We start from the raw sequence: 17,532 nt of genomic DNA, 5'->3' as shown, positions 1-17,532 counted from the left end.
TAGCATTAATGATTACTTACCGTTTATATTTCTTCGGCCATATCTAATTTCTAAATGATGATTACGGCCTCTAATGTAGACAGTGTTTAGACTATCATTATTAGACAACCCAAGTATTTACTTAGTAAATGATGTTTTCTTGTTAATTTTATTATTTGATAGTAGGATGAGATTTTACTTTTTAAGTATTTCATCTTATTTTTATGATGAGCTATTGATAAGTCTCCTTTTATTAGAACATAAAATTTGTAGAGATATCTTCTTAGAAAAATAGAACGTGCAAATTTCTACAATGAACAAATATGGACGTTTAACATCTTTCAAACTTCTAAACAATTACTGGCACAGTCCAGTATTAGTACCTCTCACGAACAGACAAGGATAACAATATGAGCCAGCCTTCTAACACTAATCGTATTCAAAAAGGCAGTTTAGCCATCGATCAGCAGTTATATGACTTTATTGAAAACGAAGTACTACCGAAAGTCGGTGTGGATTCAGACGATTATTGGTCAGGTTTTGAAAAGGTTATCAAAGAGTTTACCCCGCGCAATAAGGCGCTATTAGAAACTCGTGACAAGATTCAAGCACAGATTGATCAGTGGCACCTAGATAACCCAGCAAAAGATGGTGAAATCGATTATCCAGCTTACAAGACCTTCCTACAAGAGATTGGTTACCTGTTACCTGAAGGCGAAGCATTTACGGTTGATACCAAAAATGTCGACGATGAAATCGCGCACATCGCAGGGCCGCAGTTAGTCGTGCCAGTTCGTAATGCTCGCTATGCGCTTAACGCGACCAATGCACGTTGGGGTAGTTTATACGATGCTTTATATGGTACTGATGTTATCAGCAGTGACAATGGTCAAGAAGCAGGTGGTAGCTACAATCCTACTCGTGGTGCTGCCGTTGTCGCTTATGCTAAAGCATTTTTAGATGAGCACTTTGCACTAGCATCAGGCTCATACAACGATGTGACTGGCTTTAAAGTAGTCGATGGCAAGCTAGAGGTCGTACAAGGTGATAGCAGTACTGAGCTACAAGATACTGCTAAGTTTGTTGGCTTTGTCGGTGACGCTGAAGCTCCTACAGGCGTTCTGTTAAAAAATAATGGTTTGCATGCTGAGATTCAAATTGATAGCAGCCATCCAGTCGGCAAAGATGATCCTGCAAACATTAAAGACATACTGCTTGAGTCGGCTATGACAGCTATTCAAGATTGTGAAGATTCAGTCGCTGCTGTAGATGCAGAAGAGAAAGTCGAAGTTTATCGTAACTGGCTTGGCTTGATGAATAGCGACCTACAAGAAACCTTCGAAAAAGGTGGCAAAACGCGTACACGTAAGCAGAATCCAGATCGTGAATACAATACGCCAGATGGTGGCAAGCTGATCTTACCAGGTCGTTCGTTATTATTAATTCGTAACGTTGGTCATCTAATGCAAAACCCTGCTATTTTAGTAGATTTGGGTGAGGGTGAAGAGCAGATATTTGAAGGCCTAATGGATGGTTTAATCACGCCACTATTATCGCTCAATGATATCAAAGGTAAAAACGAGCTATCAAACTCACGCCAAGGCTCCATGTATATCGTGAAGCCAAAAATGCATGGCCCTGAAGAAGTCAAAATGGCCAATGACTTATTCAATGCATCAGAAGATTTGTTAGGTCTAGAGCGCAATACACTTAAAATCGGCATTATGGATGAAGAGCGCCGTATGACGGTCAACTTAAAAGAAGCAATTCGCCAAGCTAAAGAGCGCGTTATCTTCATTAACACAGGTTTCTTAGACCGTACTGGCGATGAGATGCATACCAGTATGAATGCAGGCCCGTTTGTACCAAAAGGCGAGATGAAATCGCAAGCATGGCAACCTGCTTATGAGCAATGGAACGTCGATATCGGTCTAGAGACAGGACTACAAGGTCACGCGCAGATTGGTAAGGGCATGTGGGCTAAGCCTGATGAAATGAAAGAGATGATGGATACCAAAGCCGCTCATCCGAAGTCTGGTGCTAGCACTGCATGGGTACCATCACCAACGGGCGCTACCTTGCATAGCATACATTATCATCAAGTAAGCGTGGCTGATGTACAGGACACGCTAAAATCACGCGAGCGTGCGAGTTTAGACGACATCTTGACCATTCCATTGGCAAAAAATACCGACTGGACTGACGAAGAGAAGCAACAAGAGCTTGAGAACAATGCTCAAGGTATTTTGGGTTATGTTGTGCGCTGGGTAAATCAAGGCGTAGGTTGCTCCAAGGTCCCAGATATCAACGATGTAGGTCTCATGGAAGATCGTGCTACTTTGCGTATCTCAAGCCAACATATTGCCAACTGGTTGCATCATGGCGTAGTCAGTGAACAGCAAGTGATGGATACGATGAAACGTATGGCCAAGGTCGTCGATGAGCAAAATGCAAGCGATGCTGACTATCAATCGATGGCAGATGATTTTGATGGCTCTTATGCATTCAAAGCCGCCTGTGATTTAGTCTTTAAAGGGCGTGAGCAGCCTAGTGGTTATACTGAACCATTATTGCATCAAGCACGTTTGGATCTAAAAGCAAACGCTTAGTTTTATAGAGTAAATAAGTTCTGTATTAGGGCATACTAAACGAGCAAGTATAATAATTATTCTTGCTTGTTTGTAACTGTGAAATGTGTCAGAAATAAGTCATGAGGCTGTTGAAAGCGCTATTTATTGATCAATAAATAGCGCTTTATTTTGGTCGACTGACTGATATCCATTACAATAATTTAAGACTATTAGTATTGGTATTAACCAGTGGTATTCGTATCTAATTGAGTAAATAGAAGTTTTTTAGCGATTGCTCAAATATAAGACGTTATTTGTTATTCGATAATGGATGTATCGAAAAAGCAAAAAAATATGTTGCAAATTATGTCAAAGTTGATATGCTTGTACTCGAAGTATGAGTTTGGTAACGGATGTTACGCACGGAGCAATAAAGACCAAACGTTACATGGCAGTTGCGTTGTTTAATCCCAGTCATGTGTGTCATGGTTTTTTACCTTACTGTAATAGCAATTCGCCACACTTGTTTCTGACTAATCTCGGTAGCCAGTTACACATTATATCTTTGAGGATTTGTGACGATACCATTATGGGCGCCAGCTAATAATAGCTTGCTCATTACTACAATTGTAAAGTGGAGATACCCCATGAAAAAACTACTTTTAGCTACAGCAATCGCAGCCCTATCTGTATCTGCAGCCAATGCAGCCCCAACTGTATATGGTAAAGCATTCGTTACTGCTGACTACATCAATGCTGACCGTGATGGTAGTGATGATTTGTATGACGTAGATAGCGATTCAGTACAAATCAACTCAAACATTTCACGCCTTGGTTTCAAAGGTTCTGAAGCAATGACTGCTAACACTGATGTCATCTATCAGTTAGAGTATGGTATTGGTATCGATGGTACTGACGACAATATTGGTTTCAAAAGCCGTGATACTTACCTTGGTCTAGACAACAAAGACTATGGTCAGTTCCGTTTTGGTCGTAACTACTCAGTAACTGACTACATCAACAATGTGATTGTGGCTGAAGGTTACTGGGATAACCTAGGCGCTAGCAACCTTGATATGGACGGCGACGCACTTGACGCTGTAACTATGGCTGATGGCGGTCGTGTTAATAACTCTATCGTATGGATTGCGCCAAAATATAACAACTTGCCTCTAGAACTTGCTCTACAGTATGGTGCCGATGAGTCATTTGTTTCTGATAACGATGACCGTGACAATGGTTTTGGCGCTTCATTGATGTTTGACCAAGGTACTGGTATTACTGCTGGTATTGCTTATGAAAAAGATATGAGTCTAAGTACTACTCAAGATATTTTAGGTGCAAATCCGGAAGATCCGACAGAGACTATTGTAATTGGTGAACGTACTACTGGCGGTGATATCTTACGTGGTAGTGCAACTGTTGATTTAGGTAAATACATGGCTGCACCAGTTATGCTAGGTGCTATGTATCAAGTAGCTGATTACGATTTCGCTGGCTCTGAAAAAGAAAAAGGTTTGATTGTAAGTGCTGAAATGGGTCTAAACAGCTTTGCTCGTCCAGCGTCTGTATATGTACAGTATAACGGTACTAGAAACCTAGCTGGTGTTGACGACCGTGAGTCAGACCAAGTAGTTGTAGGTGGTAAATACAACTTTAAAGACAACATGATTGCTCATGCTTATATCGGTAACAACTCTGCCGAAGACGGAGCTAGCAATACTGATCTTGATATCTTCGCAGTTGGTGGCGGTCTAGAATACTTATTCTAATATCACACTTAATTAGATTATAAAAAACTCATCCTTCGGGGTGAGTTTTTTTATGTCATAAAAAATCATAACCACTATGTAAACTTTGGTTTTTTCATCTTACTGTAATATTTGCTTGATAAAGTTATGTCTAAGCAGTTCTTATGGCTCGCTATATATTATGGTTTCAAAGGTATACAACCTAAAACTATTATATATCTAACGATCTTAGACCATTTATCACTCAAATCGTAAAGTGGAGATATCCTTTGAAAAAATTACTTTTAGCTTCAGCAATTGCAACGCTATCAGTTTCTACTGTTCAAGCAGCCCCAACTGTCTACGGTAAGGCATTTGTGACTGCTAACTATGTCAATGCTGAACTTGATCGCCAGTCGATGGATTTGCCAAATGATGCTATCTATGTCAATGAAGACAACGACTCTGTACAAGTTAGCTCACACTCTTCACGTTTAGGGTTCAAAGGATCTGAAGCAATAACTGCTAATACAGAAGTCATCTATCAATTAGAGTACGGTATCAAAATCGATGACAGTGGTTCAGACAATATTGGTTTTAAAAGTCGTGACACTTATCTAGGTTTAAACAACGAAAAATTTGGTCAATTTCGATTCGGTCGTAACTACTCAGTTTCTGATTACATTAATAACGTGACTGTAAATGAAGGCTATTGGGATAACATTGGCGCAAGTTCTTTAGGTGATAGCAATACACTAACTGAAGCTCTTACCTTGACTGATGGCGAACGTATCAATAACTCAATCGTATGGATTGCGCCTAAATACAACGACTTGCCAGTAGAGCTTGCATTACAGTATGGTGCTGACGAATCGTTTGTCTCTGATAGCGATGATCGCGATAGTGGCTTCGGCGCTTCGTTAATGTTCGATCCAGGTACAGGTTTTACCGCTGGTATTGGGTATGACAAAGATATGTCTATCTCAGATGGTGGCGAAATTCTACGCGGTAGTGCTAGTGTTGATTTAGGTAAATACATGGCTTATCCAGTGACGCTAGGTGCGTTATACCAACAAGTAGATTTTGATGATTCAAACGATGAAGAGAAAGGTTTGGTCGTCAGCGCTGAAATGGGTCTGACCAATTTCGCACGTCCAGCTTCTGTTTATCTACAGTATGATAAAACTGAAAATTTAGCAGGCCTAGGTGGCAATGATTCAGACCAAATCGTATTGGGCGGTAAATATGAGTTCAAAGACAATATGATTGCACATGCTTACATCGGTAAAAACTCAGCAGATTTGGAGAATGGTCTGCTAGTGGTTAGAAACTATGACGATAATACTATATCTGAAGTTGATGCTCGCGGTGATGCTGATGTGTTCGCTATCGGTGGCGGTTTAGAATACAAATTCTAAATCAGATTGTTTTATAAGTTATTTATCAAGACTCATCCTTTAGGGTGAGTTTTTTATTGTGTAATGTTTTAATAATAGAAAAATGTTTGCTACTAGTGTAAAAACACAAGAGTTTCAGACAGTTTGCGTTTTTGCCCTATATTTTATGGCGTATTTTTAGTAAAATCCTTCTTTACCAATTACCGACAGAGTACTATGACCAAGTTTATATTCGTGACCGGTGGGGTAGTGTCCTCACTAGGAAAAGGTATCACCGCAGCTTCTCTTGCAGCGGTCTTAGAAGCACGTGGCGTAACCGTCACGATGACCAAAATGGATCCGTATATCAACGTCGATCCAGGTACAATGAGCCCGTTTCAGCATGGTGAAGTATTCGTCACCGAAGATGGCGCCGAGACCGATTTGGATTTAGGTTATTACGAGCGTTTTTTACGTCACTCAAAAATGAGTAAAAGTAATAACTTTACCAGTGGCCGTATTTATCAGAACGTTTTGAATAAAGAGCGCCGTGGTGAGTATCTAGGCGGTACCGTACAGGTTATTCCACATATTACTGATGAAATTAAAAACAAAATCCTTGCCAGTGGCGAAGGATATGATATCGCTATTATCGAAATTGGCGGTACGGTTGGTGATATCGAATCACTTCCTTTTATGGAAGCCGTGCGTCAGATGCAAGTAGAACTTGGCCGTAATAGAGCCATGTTAATGCATCTAACATTGGTACCATATATTGCTAGTGCAGGTGAAACCAAAACTAAGCCAACGCAGCACTCAGTAAAAGAGTTGCGATCTATTGGCCTACAGCCTGATATCCTAATCTGCCGCTCTGACCATCATATTTCACAAGACAATCGTCGCAAAATTGCGCTATTTACCAACGTTGAAGAGCGTGCGGTTATTATGTGTGAAGATGCGCAAAGTATCTATCAGATACCGCGCACATTACACGAGCAAGATCTTGATGATCTGATCTGTGAGCGTTTCGGTCTTGATGTGCCTGAAGCTGATTTGAGCGATTGGGACAAAGTGGTTGAAGCTCAGCTGAATCCAGAAGGCACAGTCACTGTTGCGATGGTTGGTAAATACGTCGAGCTTCCAGATGCTTATAAGTCTATCAATGAGGCATTGCTACATGCAGGTATTATGCATAAAGTAGATGTAAAAATTGACTATATCGATGCTGAGCGTTTAGAGAGCGATGCCGAACTATTTGCACATTTAGATGATGCTAATGCCATCTTGGTGCCAGGCGGCTTCGGTGAGCGCGGTACGATGGGTAAGATAAAAGCCATCACTTATGCTCGTGAAAACAATATTCCGTATCTAGGTATTTGTCTCGGTATGCAACTGGCTGTCATTGAGTATGCGCGTAATGTACTTAATATTAATGCCAACTCTTCTGAGTTTGATCGTAAGACGGCTGAGCCTATCATTGGTCTTATCACTGAGTGGTTGGATGAGCGCGGCGAGCTACAAATTCGTAGCGATGATTCAGACCTTGGCGGTACGATGCGTCTAGGCGCACAGCAAGCAGAGCTGGTTTCTGGTAGTAAGCTGAGCCAAATTTACGGCGCTAGCAATATTACTGAGCGTCATCGCCATCGTTACGAGATGAATAACCGCTATATTGAACCATTAGAGCAAGCAGGTATGACCATCTCTGGTTATTCTGCAAAGCAGCATTTGGTAGAGTCGGTTGAGATTAATGAACACCCATGGTTTGTTGCTGTACAGTTCCATCCAGAGTTTACTAGCTCACCACGTGGTGGTCATCCACTGTTTAATAGCTTTGTAAAAGCTGCTAAGAACCATAGCGAAATAAAGTAGTTCTTATAGCAAAGCAACTCTTATAAAGTAGTGCAGAGTAAAAGCATTTACTATAAAAAAGACTGACCTTCGGATCGGTCTTTTTTTTGCTCAATTTAAACTGTTTGTTGTTATTAGCCAACAATCATCTTTACTAATGATGTCTAATTACGCTTGCATACTTTTTTTACTTGGGCTATCGGTTACAATATGGGACAGACATATTAATAACAAAATAAGAGGTAACGGCTTCATGGAAAATTTATTGTCCGCGCAATCACATATCACGCTTAATACTCCTAGCAACGATACGATTAACATTGGTAACGACCAGCCTTTCGTATTGTTCGGTGGCATGAATGTTTTAGAGTCTAAAGAATTAGCGTTTGAGATTGCTGAGCAGTATGTTGATATTTGCCAGCGCCTAGGTATCAGCTATGTTTTTAAAGCGAGCTTTGATAAAGCCAATCGTTCAAGTCTACATTCGTACCGTGGGCCTGGTTTAGAGCAGGGGATCGATTGGCTAGGTCAGATCAAAGAAAAATTCCAAGTACCAATTATCACGGATGTGCATGAACCCCATCAAGCAGCACCAGTCGCTGAAGTGGCTGATATTATTCAGCTACCTGCGTTTTTGTCACGTCAGACGGACCTAGTACATGCGATGGCAAAAACAGATGCCATTATTAACATTAAAAAGGCGCAGTTTTTGGCCCCCCATGAAATGCGTCATATCGTCAATAAGTGCTTAGAGGGCGGTAATGATAAGCTCATACTTTGTGAGCGTGGTAGTGCCTTTGGATATAATAATCTGGTCGTTGATATGCTTGGTTTTGATACCATGAAGCAGATGGATATTCCGGTATTTTTTGATGTAACCCATAGCCTACAGCAGCCAGGTGCACGTAGTGACAGCGCTGGTGGACGTCGTGAGCAGATTACAACGCTTGCTCGTGCAGGTATGGCTACAGGGTTAGCAGGGTTGTTTTTGGAAGCGCATCCAAATCCAGAAACTGCAAAATGCGATGGTCCATGTGCGCTGCGTATGAGCCAATTAGAGCCGTTCTTGCGTCAGCTCAAGCAAATTGATGACTTAGTCAAAGGTTTTGAAGTATTAGATACTCATTAGTACGGTAAGTGATAAGAGGGCTATACAATGGCAATTCAGATGGCACAAGTAAGCATCGAAAATATCGATGATGCAGAAGGTTTAGATAGCATAATGACCGCTCTTAAGAATATCTCAGGCGTGACTGCTATCAATTTGGATCCCAAACATAATGTTGCAACGGTGAGCTATGATGATACAGATACTAGTATCCATGCTTTGACAGCGGCGATTAGTATGGTGGATTATGTGACTCAGCCATTTCCGATTGACTCACCGCAGAATCCGCATCATCACGATTTATAATTACAAACAGTATTATTACAAGTTTGTTGATGAGCTTTTTTACGTTTTTATTAATAAGTTACTGACTCATTAATAAAGTAACAACCAAATGGTCTTGTCGTCGAAAGTAATAGGGCTTATGCTTATTTACTGTAGCTCTGATGATTTGCTTTACTTTAATAAATTAAAAGATATATCAAAGTTAGCATTAACAGAATCACTATTAGAGCTGCCTGTTACCAATAAAAATAAGGAGCCCGATATGGCAGACCAAACACGTATTATTAAAATTGATGGTATGACTTGTGGCGGATGCGTAGCAAGCGTACACACGGCGACAGCCGATATTGATGGATTAGAGACTATTACCGTTGACCTTGCTGATAACTTAGCGACGGTAACCTTTGATGATAGCAAAACCAGTGCAGAGGCTATTGCTTCGGCTATTAACGATGCTGGGTTTGAGGCGACAGTCGCTAACTCATAAATTTCGTCATATATTTACAGAACCAGCTAACATGTTATTACGAGCATGATAGCTGGTTTTTTAATGATTAACGATTATGAGTATTCGGCATTAATGTTTTACTACTTTGTCTAAAATATTAATGCTGAATACGATATTACCCAATTGCTTTATTTAAATTTTTTGCCCATCCACTGATATTTGATCGTGGTCCCTACAAATCTATAGGCACCATGACGAGTTTTATTTATGAACGATACCGCCCGTACTACCAAAGATAAGTCTTACGATGTCGAAACTGACATTGAGTCCAATACGCCACTTGCACCGCAACGTGTGCATCTGCAATTAGCGATTGACGGCATGACTTGTCAAGCCTGCGCCTCAAGAATCGAGAAGGTGCTTAACAAAAAACCGTCGGTGTACGAGGTAAGTGTGAGTTTTGCTGGCGAGACTGCCAATATTGACTATGATCCTACCCAGACGACACCCGAGCAGCTGACAGAGTGGGTGAACAAAACAGGATTTGTAGCCAATGTGCAAGCAGGTGATAGCTTATTTGCTCAGACTGATGAAGATACTGCCACTCAATATCCATGGCGTCTGATCGGATTGTGGGTTTGTTTGGTGCCATTTTTGGTGGGTATGGCAGGTATGTTAACGGGTTTTGGTATGGCTTGGATGCCGCCGATCTGGGCTCAATTCATTTTAGCGACCGTGGTACAGTTTGGCTTAGCATTACCGTTTTATAAAAGCGCATGGGCATCTATCAAAGGCGGCCTTGCCAATATGGATGTGCTGGTAGTTATCGGTACAGTGACGATATGGGCGTATTCGACTTATCTGTGGCTCATGCATGGCGATGGTACTCTAAACAGTCTGTTGCAAAGTGAACATGGCACTAGTAATAGCCCAGCCGTATATTTTGAAGCAGGGGTAATGGTCATTGCTTTTGTGCGTACGGGTAAATACTTAGAGGAACGTACTAAGAAGCACAGTCTAAACAGTATTGATTTATTATTATCACTGACGCCTGATAAAGTAGAGCAGCAGCAGCCAAATGGTGATTTTCATGATATTGCGTTGTCTGATGTGCAAATAGGTGATGTCCTACGTGCAAAACAAGGTAGCCGCGTCGCTACAGATGGTAGCGTCATAGAAGGTAGCGGATGGTGCGTAGAGAGTCATTTGACTGGTGAATCAGTCGCACTCAAAAAAGAGCAAGGTGATGGATTGTTAGCAGGTGCCTTGGTAGAAAACGGGAGTCTGCTATATCGTGTTAATGCGAAGGGTAGCGATACTAAGCTTGGCGATATGGTACAAGCGTTAAGTGATGCACAAGGCTCAAAAGCCAACCTGGCTCGTCTCGCTGATCGAGTAACGGCTGTCTTTGTCCCTGTGGTGGTAACGATTGCATTGGTTACCTTTGGGGTCACATGGTGGCTAACAGGTATGGTTGATACGGCTTTAATGCATGCCGTATCAGTATTGGTCATTGCTTGTCCTTGTGCGCTTGGTTTGGCCACGCCAGCGGCAATTATGGCTGGCATGGGCGTTGCCGCGCGTCATGGTGTCTGGTTCAAAGATGCACAAAGCCTTGAGGCGGCAGGTAATATCGATACGGTAGTACTCGATAAAACAGGTACATTAACTATTGGAAGACCGACTATCGTCGACCATGTTATGGTGGATAAGTCACTTGCTGTTGATGATGTATTACAGATTGCGGCCAGTGTCGAAGCGCATGCCAGCCATCCACTAGCAACTGCTCTCGTCAATACGGCCAAAGATCGCCAACTACCTCTGTTTAATGTGACTGACATCAGTGTAATAAAAGGTGCTGGTATACAAGCCAATATCGAAGGGCTTGGGCTTATAAAAGTTGGGACAGCAGAGTTTGCGAATTTAGCACTACCAAAATTTATGCCAAAAGTATGGCAAATTGCTAGTACCGTTGCAATTAGTATTAATGATGAGCCATTAGGCGCTTTTGCCTTAGCTGATGACTTAAAAGCGGATACCCCGCAAGCAATCACTGCATTACAAGATGCGAGTATCAATGTGATTTTGATGAGTGGTGATAAGCAATCCGTTGTCGATCATGTAGCAGGGCAGTTGGGTATTGATAAAGCTTATGGCAAGATGAGTCCACGTGACAAGGCCAGTCAAATTGCATTATTGCAAACTGCTGGTCATAAGGTAGCGATGGCAGGAGACGGCGTCAACGATGCACCAGCGATGGCCACTGCCGATGCTAGTTTTGCGATGTTTGAAGGAACTGACGTTGCTCAGCATAGTGCCTCTGCACGTCTAATGGGTGAGTCTCTCATGCATATTGATGCGGCACAAAAAATCGCTCAAGCGACACTACGCAATATTAAACAAAATCTGTTTTTTGCCTTCATTTATAACTGTCTCGGTATTCCGCTTGCTGCATTTGGGTTTTTGAATCCGATGATTGCTGCTGCCGCTATGGCGCTCAGCTCCATCTCGGTACTCATGAATGCACTACGATTGACACGTTTTGAGACCAAGGTTGAGTTAGACAATACAGTAACCACATCTCATACAGATAAAGAACGTTTAGCGGAAGGGTAGCTGTTATATTTGCTTAGGTTTTCTATAAATATAAAATCGGCAGCTACCGCGTATATGCATCTTTAAGATTGTTTTTATGACCGCAAGTCAGTGTAAGATAAGGGAAGTTTGGTGAAATATATGCTATGATGCCAAGCACTATAGCCGACTATTAATTTGCTCCATATACCTCTAATTGTTAGGAAACTCTAGCCACAAGATAGAGGGGTATAAAAGGTTTTTAGGATTGTGCGCTATATGATATTTTGCTTTATCTTTTTTGTATGCTAGCTGCCGTTATTTATCTCACAAACTTGGCATGACCAAAGGAATTAACAGACATTATGTACGCTGAAGAAACCAACAACGTCACCGCAATTAAAGACATTCGCGCTCGTGAAATTTTAGACTCGCGCGGCAACCCAACTATCGAAGCTGATGTTATCTTAGCTGACGGTACTGTCGGCCGTGCTGCTGCTCCAAGTGGCGCATCAACAGGTTCACGTGAGGCGCTTGAACTACGTGATGGCGACAAGACCCGCTTTATGGGCAAAGGCGTCAAAAAAGCCGTTTCTAATGTCAACAGTCAAATCCGCAGCGCCTTGATTGACAAAGATGTGACTGAGCAACAGGCCATTGACGATGCTATGATTGCATTAGATGGTACAGAAAACAAAGAAAGCTTGGGTGCTAATGCCATGTTAGCTGTGTCACTTGCTACAGCCAAAGCAGCGGCCAAGTCACAGAATCTGCCATTGCATCAATACATCGCCAATCTACGTAATCAAACGTCGTTGACCATGCCTGTGCCGATGATGAACATCTTGAATGGTGGCGAGCACGCGGACAACACCGTTGATATCCAAGAGTTTATGATTGAGCCTGTAGGCTTCACAAGCTTCTCAGAAGCGTTGCGTGCTGGTACAGAGATTTTCCATAGCTTGAAGTCAGTATTAAAATCACAAGGTTTAAACACTGCCGTTGGTGATGAAGGTGGTTTTGCACCGAACCTACGTAGCAATGAAGAAGCCATCACGGTTATCATGCAAGCGATTGAACAAGTCGGCTATAAAGCTGGCGAAGATATCCATCTTGCGCTAGATTGTGCGGCCAGTGAGTTTTACAAAAACGGTCAATATGTCTTGGCAGGCGAAGGTAATAAAGCCTTTGATAGCCAAGGTTTCTCAGACTATCTAGTTGGGCTAGCACGTCAGTATCCTATTATCTCTATCGAAGATGGTCTGGATGAGTCGGATTGGGATGGCTGGAAGTATTTGACCGAGCAAATTGGTGGTAAAGTCCAATTGGTTGGTGATGATCTGTTTGTGACCAATCCTTCAATCTTGCAAGAAGGTATCGATAAGCATATTGCCAATGCAATTTTGATTAAATTCAACCAAATCGGCACTCTATCAGAAACGCTAGATGCGATTTATATGGCTAAGAAAAATGGCTATGCAACTATTATTTCACATCGTTCAGGTGAAACGGAAGACAGCACCATTGCAGACTTGGCAGTGGGTACAGCAGCTGGTCAAATCAAAACAGGCTCACTATGCCGTTCAGACCGCGTAGCGAAGTACAACCAGTTGCTACGTATTGAGCAGCAAGTACGCGCAAGCTACCGTGGCCGTGAAGAGTTCATCGGTCTACGTGGTTAAGACTCTGACTGGCTTTTTGACGTGTAATACACGTTAGAAATCCTAGACTCATAAGCTGGCTTCAATATTTAGGCGATATATAACATTTATATATCGCCTAATCAGCTTAAACTTTACTATCCTTTTTTTCATATCGTTTGGCGTTACTATCTTATGAAATACTTTAGCCAATTCATGCTACTTGCTTTAGCCGTTGCAGTGCTTTTAGGATTGCAATATCAGTATTGGCTAGGTGAAAATGGTCGCTTTGAACACAATAAGTTGACGGCTCAAATTGAACAGCAACAACGTTTGAATGACAATCAAGTTGCGGAAAATAACTTGTTACGCACCGATGTTCAAGATTTAAAAACGGGACTTGAGGCCGTAGAAGAGCACGCTCGCTTAGATTTAGGTTTAATCAAACCAAATGAAACTTTTGTCCAAGTATCTACTGCACCAACCACGCATAGCAACTATTAGTTTTTACGAATATACTGGCTTTTATAGATATACTAGCGGTTACGACATACATTAATTTTATAACATAGCATCATACCGTTATTATCTGACACCATTTACCATACTTAACACCTGCTTTATTTCTCTTTATATATACTGTCATGGGCTCAACCATGAGTACACTATTATGAATACAACCCCTAATATACATGCCATGATCGTTGCAGCTGGTCGCGGTAGCCGTTTTGGTGCATCTATCGCCAAGCAATATACAACGCTAGAAGGTCAGACATTATTGCAGCATAGCGTGGCACGACTTGCTTGTAGTAATTATATTAATAAGTGTCTATTGGTCATATCAGCAGATGACAGCACGGCTCAACAGTTAGAGTTTGCACTTCCTATACGCTATGCAGTCGGCGGAGCAGAGCGTTGGCAATCAGTACAGGCAGGCGTTGAGGCAATTAGTCAGGCAGGCGCTGATGATTCAGACTTGGTACTCATTCATGATGCGGCACGTCCTGCTGTACCAAGCTCAGATATCGACAAAGTGATAGAGGCGGCAATGGTAGAGCATTATGGTGCTATCCTAGCGACACCAGTGGCCGATACATTAAAAGCTTCTTATCAGAAAGCTACCACTACAGAAGAGAGTCGCCTGCATTCTTATACCAAATCTACTATCGATCGTAGCAATATGTGGCAAGCACAAACGCCGCAAGTATTTCGTTTAGGTCAATTAGAGAAAGTCCTCAATCATGTATCTGAGCACCAACTAAGCATTACAGATGAGGCCAGTGCCTTTGAACAACTAGAACTACCAATACGACTAGTCTCTGGTAGTCGCCAAAATATTAAGCTTACTTATCCTGACGATGCCGCACTACTAACAGCCATTATGGCTCTCCAGTCTTAATTTATCTTCACTTCGGCCTCCGTCAATAAGTATCAGCTTTGCTCTATTTGTAATCAGTAGCGATCATGGCAAAGCTCACAATATTACCAATCATTGTATCTCCTCTTGAAGTTGCCAAAATATTTTGAACATATTGTATGTTTTCTATCACGGGAAGATAGAAAACGTATAATTTACTGTGGGTTGAGTATCGTGATGATAAGTGTTTTTTGTATCTGAAAAGGCTTACATTCGATAATAGGTTGCTTTGATGACTAAACTAACCTATGATGTAACTAACTTAATACAATTAATATAAAAACTTATAAAATCAATAATATATCAGACTAATTCATGACGCGCAGTTATGTTGTCTCTATATTTTTCTGAAGTTAGTATGATTGTTTTAGCGACATTTACCCAATAATAGGGAGAAGCTGATTGTCAACAATCAACGGTTCAACAAATCCAGTAACGACAGATCTCTGCCAGCTTGTATATATAAGCCGGATTACTTCTACTGGTCTTTTAAGTCCTAGCACACTTAATGATATTTCAGAGACCGCAGTTGAACGCAATCAAATAGATAATGTTACCGGTATTCTTTGCTACGGCAATGGTTACTTTTTACAGTGCGTTGAAGGATCAGAGCAGGCGTTAACCAATCTAAAAAATCGTTTAATAGTAGATGATCGACACAAAGAGTTAAAGGTTCTGAATTTTTCTGCAATTACTAAGCGTCGCTTTGCCAGTTGGTCATTACGTTCGATTACTCTTGAGCGCTGGATGACTAAAGAGCCTGAACTCAAGCAGTTAATGCCATTTAAGCCTTATGAGTGGGATTCTGATGAGTGGCAGAAATTCCTAGACGTATTACAAGGCTACTATGAAGAGCAAAATAGGATAGGTAACATTGATACACCGCCTGTCAAGTATAGTACGCTAGGGGTGACTCTCAGTAAGGTTGTAGGACAGCATCAAGCGTTCTTCTTAATCCAGACGGTCTTAGGGTTGATGATAGTTGCGACGTTATTGTGGTTACTGCTTTAATCTATTAATATTATTAACGTTTCGCATCAAACTAAGTTATATTTATACTTACTTAATAAGATAGCCAGACAAAAAGGCCAGCATCGATTGATGCTGGCCTTTTTATTGAAAAAAAATAACTGAGCCTTTAGTGGTAGGCATAAAAAAACCCAGTTCATAATATATTATGAACTGGGTTTTTGGTGGTACGCTTATCAGTCTAATCTAATGCTAAGCAAAAGTGCTAATAAGTGACGCCAAATAGTGGCGTCCCCAGGGGGATTCGAACCCCCGTTACCGCCGTGAAAGGGCGGTGTCCTAGGCCTCTAGACGATGGGGACTAGTAACAACACTTCAACTGCTTTCACCATTTATGCTGAAGTGGTGCGTATTCTAATAGCGTCGGCGTCTTCTGTCAAGCCTTTTTCTACGTCTTTTTAAAATTAAATATCTTTTTTTAATTGCGCGACGAGGATGTAGGTCATTTCGCTTCAAATGATAGCGAATCCATAAAGAAGTACAGGCGCTAATCGTCAATGCAAGCAGCATATAACTGAGTATGGTACCCCATAACTTGAGCTGTGGATCCATAATAAAGTCCCTCCTATTAACCTTGATAGGGCTTGCTATCAAGACAGTGTGAGCAACTTAAACCATCTATAGGATACAACTACATCATTTAAGAGTGACATTTTATAATCAGATCGTCATTCGTATCAGCCGAAATGACCACATCTGTAATTGCTGAAATAGTTCCGTTTATTTATCACAATATTAATCATATCCCTATTGATTGCCAAATCAAGATGTTAAAGTTATCAAGTATTACAAATAACACTATTATGTCTGATTGGCAATATAGGATATGTGACTTATTTACTATCGCTGTCAGCTGACTCTTCTTTCGCATCTTCGTTATGCAGCGCATTGGCCAGCATCGAGTAGTTGTTTAGTATGTGACAAAATAGCTCAGCAGTCTTTTGAGTGTCATATAGAGCTGAGTGAGCATTTTTGCCATCAAACTCCAATCCAGCTGCTTTACAAGCGCGTGCGAGAACAGTTTGACCAAAGGCTAAGGCTGATAAAGTGACGGTATCGAATACTGAAAAATTATGAAATGGATTGTGATTTTTGCTATTGGTTCGTAGCACAGCTGCATTTAAAAAAGCCAAGTCAAAATGGGCATTGTGCCCAATCAAGACACACTGGCGGCACTCTTCATCACGGCGTACGTCTTTTAACCCTTTAAAAATGCGGCGCAACGCTGTCTTCTCATCTTCCGCAATAGCTTTACGCATTGGGTTTTTAGGATCAATACCGGTAAAGTCAAGAGCACTTGGCTCTAAGTTTGAGCCCTCGAAAGGCTCAATATGAGCGTTAAGAGCTTCACCTGGGTAAAACACACCTTGCTCATTAAGTAGCACAGGGATACAGGCAATCTCTAATAGGGCGTCAGTCTGTGCATTGAAGCCTGCTGTTTCCACGTCGACGACGACAGGTAAGAACTTACGAAAACGGTCTTTTAATGCCATAGGCGCTTGCTCCTCTGCCGCTGAGGCTACGT

13 protein-coding genes and 1 tRNA gene are annotated in these 17,532 nt (G+C 41.5%); 12 read left to right on the top strand and 2 right to left on the bottom strand.

Annotated elements, in window-relative coordinates:
* Positions 1 to 389 precede the first annotated feature (389 nt).
* From ACT3QQ_RS03185 to ACT3QQ_RS03130, 12 genes are all read left to right on the top strand, one after another.
* Positions 390 to 2,588, top strand: coding sequence for a malate synthase G (locus ACT3QQ_RS03185; protein WP_444526879.1), 2,199 nt, complete (start codon positions 390 to 392; stop codon positions 2,586 to 2,588).
* 608 nt (positions 2,589 to 3,196) lie between these two features.
* Positions 3,197 to 4,321: a porin gene (locus ACT3QQ_RS03180; protein WP_444526878.1), complete on the top strand. Its 1,125-nt coding sequence runs from the start codon at positions 3,197 to 3,199 to the stop codon at positions 4,319 to 4,321.
* Positions 4,322 to 4,569: 248 nt separating this feature from the next.
* The gene (locus ACT3QQ_RS03175) at positions 4,570 to 5,697 is read left to right on the top strand and encodes a porin (RefSeq protein WP_444526877.1); all 1,128 of its coding nucleotides are present in this window, start codon (positions 4,570 to 4,572) and stop codon (positions 5,695 to 5,697) included.
* A gap of 195 nt (positions 5,698 to 5,892) precedes the next feature.
* Positions 5,893 to 7,527 (top strand): CTP synthase, encoded by a 1,635-nt coding sequence (locus tag ACT3QQ_RS03170; RefSeq protein WP_444526876.1) that lies wholly within the window; start codon positions 5,893 to 5,895, stop codon positions 7,525 to 7,527.
* A 232-nt stretch (positions 7,528 to 7,759) separates the two neighbouring features.
* On the top strand, positions 7,760 to 8,635 hold the full coding sequence (kdsA, locus tag ACT3QQ_RS03165) for a 3-deoxy-8-phosphooctulonate synthase (RefSeq protein WP_444526875.1): 876 nt from the start codon (positions 7,760 to 7,762) through the stop codon (positions 8,633 to 8,635).
* A gap of 27 nt (positions 8,636 to 8,662) precedes the next feature.
* On the top strand, positions 8,663 to 8,920 hold the full coding sequence (locus tag ACT3QQ_RS03160; RefSeq protein WP_444526874.1) for a heavy-metal-associated domain-containing protein: 258 nt from the start codon (positions 8,663 to 8,665) through the stop codon (positions 8,918 to 8,920).
* A 241-nt stretch (positions 8,921 to 9,161) separates the two neighbouring features.
* Positions 9,162 to 9,386 carry a heavy-metal-associated domain-containing protein gene (locus tag ACT3QQ_RS03155; protein WP_444526873.1) on the top strand — a complete coding sequence of 75 codons (225 nt, stop codon included), beginning with the start codon at positions 9,162 to 9,164 and terminating at the stop codon, positions 9,384 to 9,386.
* 228 nt (positions 9,387 to 9,614) lie between these two features.
* Positions 9,615 to 11,963 carry a heavy metal translocating P-type ATPase gene (locus ACT3QQ_RS03150; RefSeq protein WP_444526872.1) on the top strand — a complete coding sequence of 783 codons (2,349 nt, stop codon included), beginning with the start codon at positions 9,615 to 9,617 and terminating at the stop codon, positions 11,961 to 11,963.
* A 323-nt stretch (positions 11,964 to 12,286) separates the two neighbouring features.
* Positions 12,287 to 13,603, top strand: coding sequence for a phosphopyruvate hydratase (gene eno / locus ACT3QQ_RS03145; protein WP_444526871.1), 1,317 nt, complete (start codon positions 12,287 to 12,289; stop codon positions 13,601 to 13,603).
* Between the two features lie 153 nt (positions 13,604 to 13,756).
* Entirely contained in the window at positions 13,757 to 14,065 is a 309-nt protein-coding gene (locus ACT3QQ_RS03140) for an FtsB family cell division protein (RefSeq protein ID WP_444526870.1), read from the top strand.
* A gap of 166 nt (positions 14,066 to 14,231) precedes the next feature.
* Complete coding sequence (ispD, locus tag ACT3QQ_RS03135; protein WP_444526869.1) at positions 14,232 to 14,960, top strand: 2-C-methyl-D-erythritol 4-phosphate cytidylyltransferase; 729 nt, start codon at positions 14,232 to 14,234, stop codon at positions 14,958 to 14,960.
* Between the two features lie 420 nt (positions 14,961 to 15,380).
* Positions 15,381 to 15,989: a BLUF domain-containing protein gene (locus ACT3QQ_RS03130; protein ID WP_444526868.1), complete on the top strand. Its 609-nt coding sequence runs from the start codon at positions 15,381 to 15,383 to the stop codon at positions 15,987 to 15,989.
* Positions 15,990 to 16,233: 244 nt separating this feature from the next.
* On the opposite strand, the gene ACT3QQ_RS03125 is transcribed toward ACT3QQ_RS03130, so the two are convergent.
* Positions 16,234 to 16,309 (bottom strand) — tRNA-Glu (locus ACT3QQ_RS03125).
* A 531-nt stretch (positions 16,310 to 16,840) separates the two neighbouring features.
* Positions 16,841 to 17,500, bottom strand: a complete 660-nt coding sequence (gene rnt / locus ACT3QQ_RS03120) for a ribonuclease T (protein WP_444526922.1) — start codon at positions 17,498 to 17,500, stop codon at positions 16,841 to 16,843.
* Between the last annotated feature and the right edge of the window lie 32 nt (positions 17,501 to 17,532).

This window comes from Psychrobacter sp. AOP7-A1-24 (assembly GCF_052376235.1).
Classification (GTDB): domain Bacteria; phylum Pseudomonadota; class Gammaproteobacteria; order Pseudomonadales; family Moraxellaceae; genus Psychrobacter.
The sequence above is the reverse complement of the archived record's forward strand: the minus strand, read 5'-3'. Positions and strand labels throughout refer to the sequence as shown.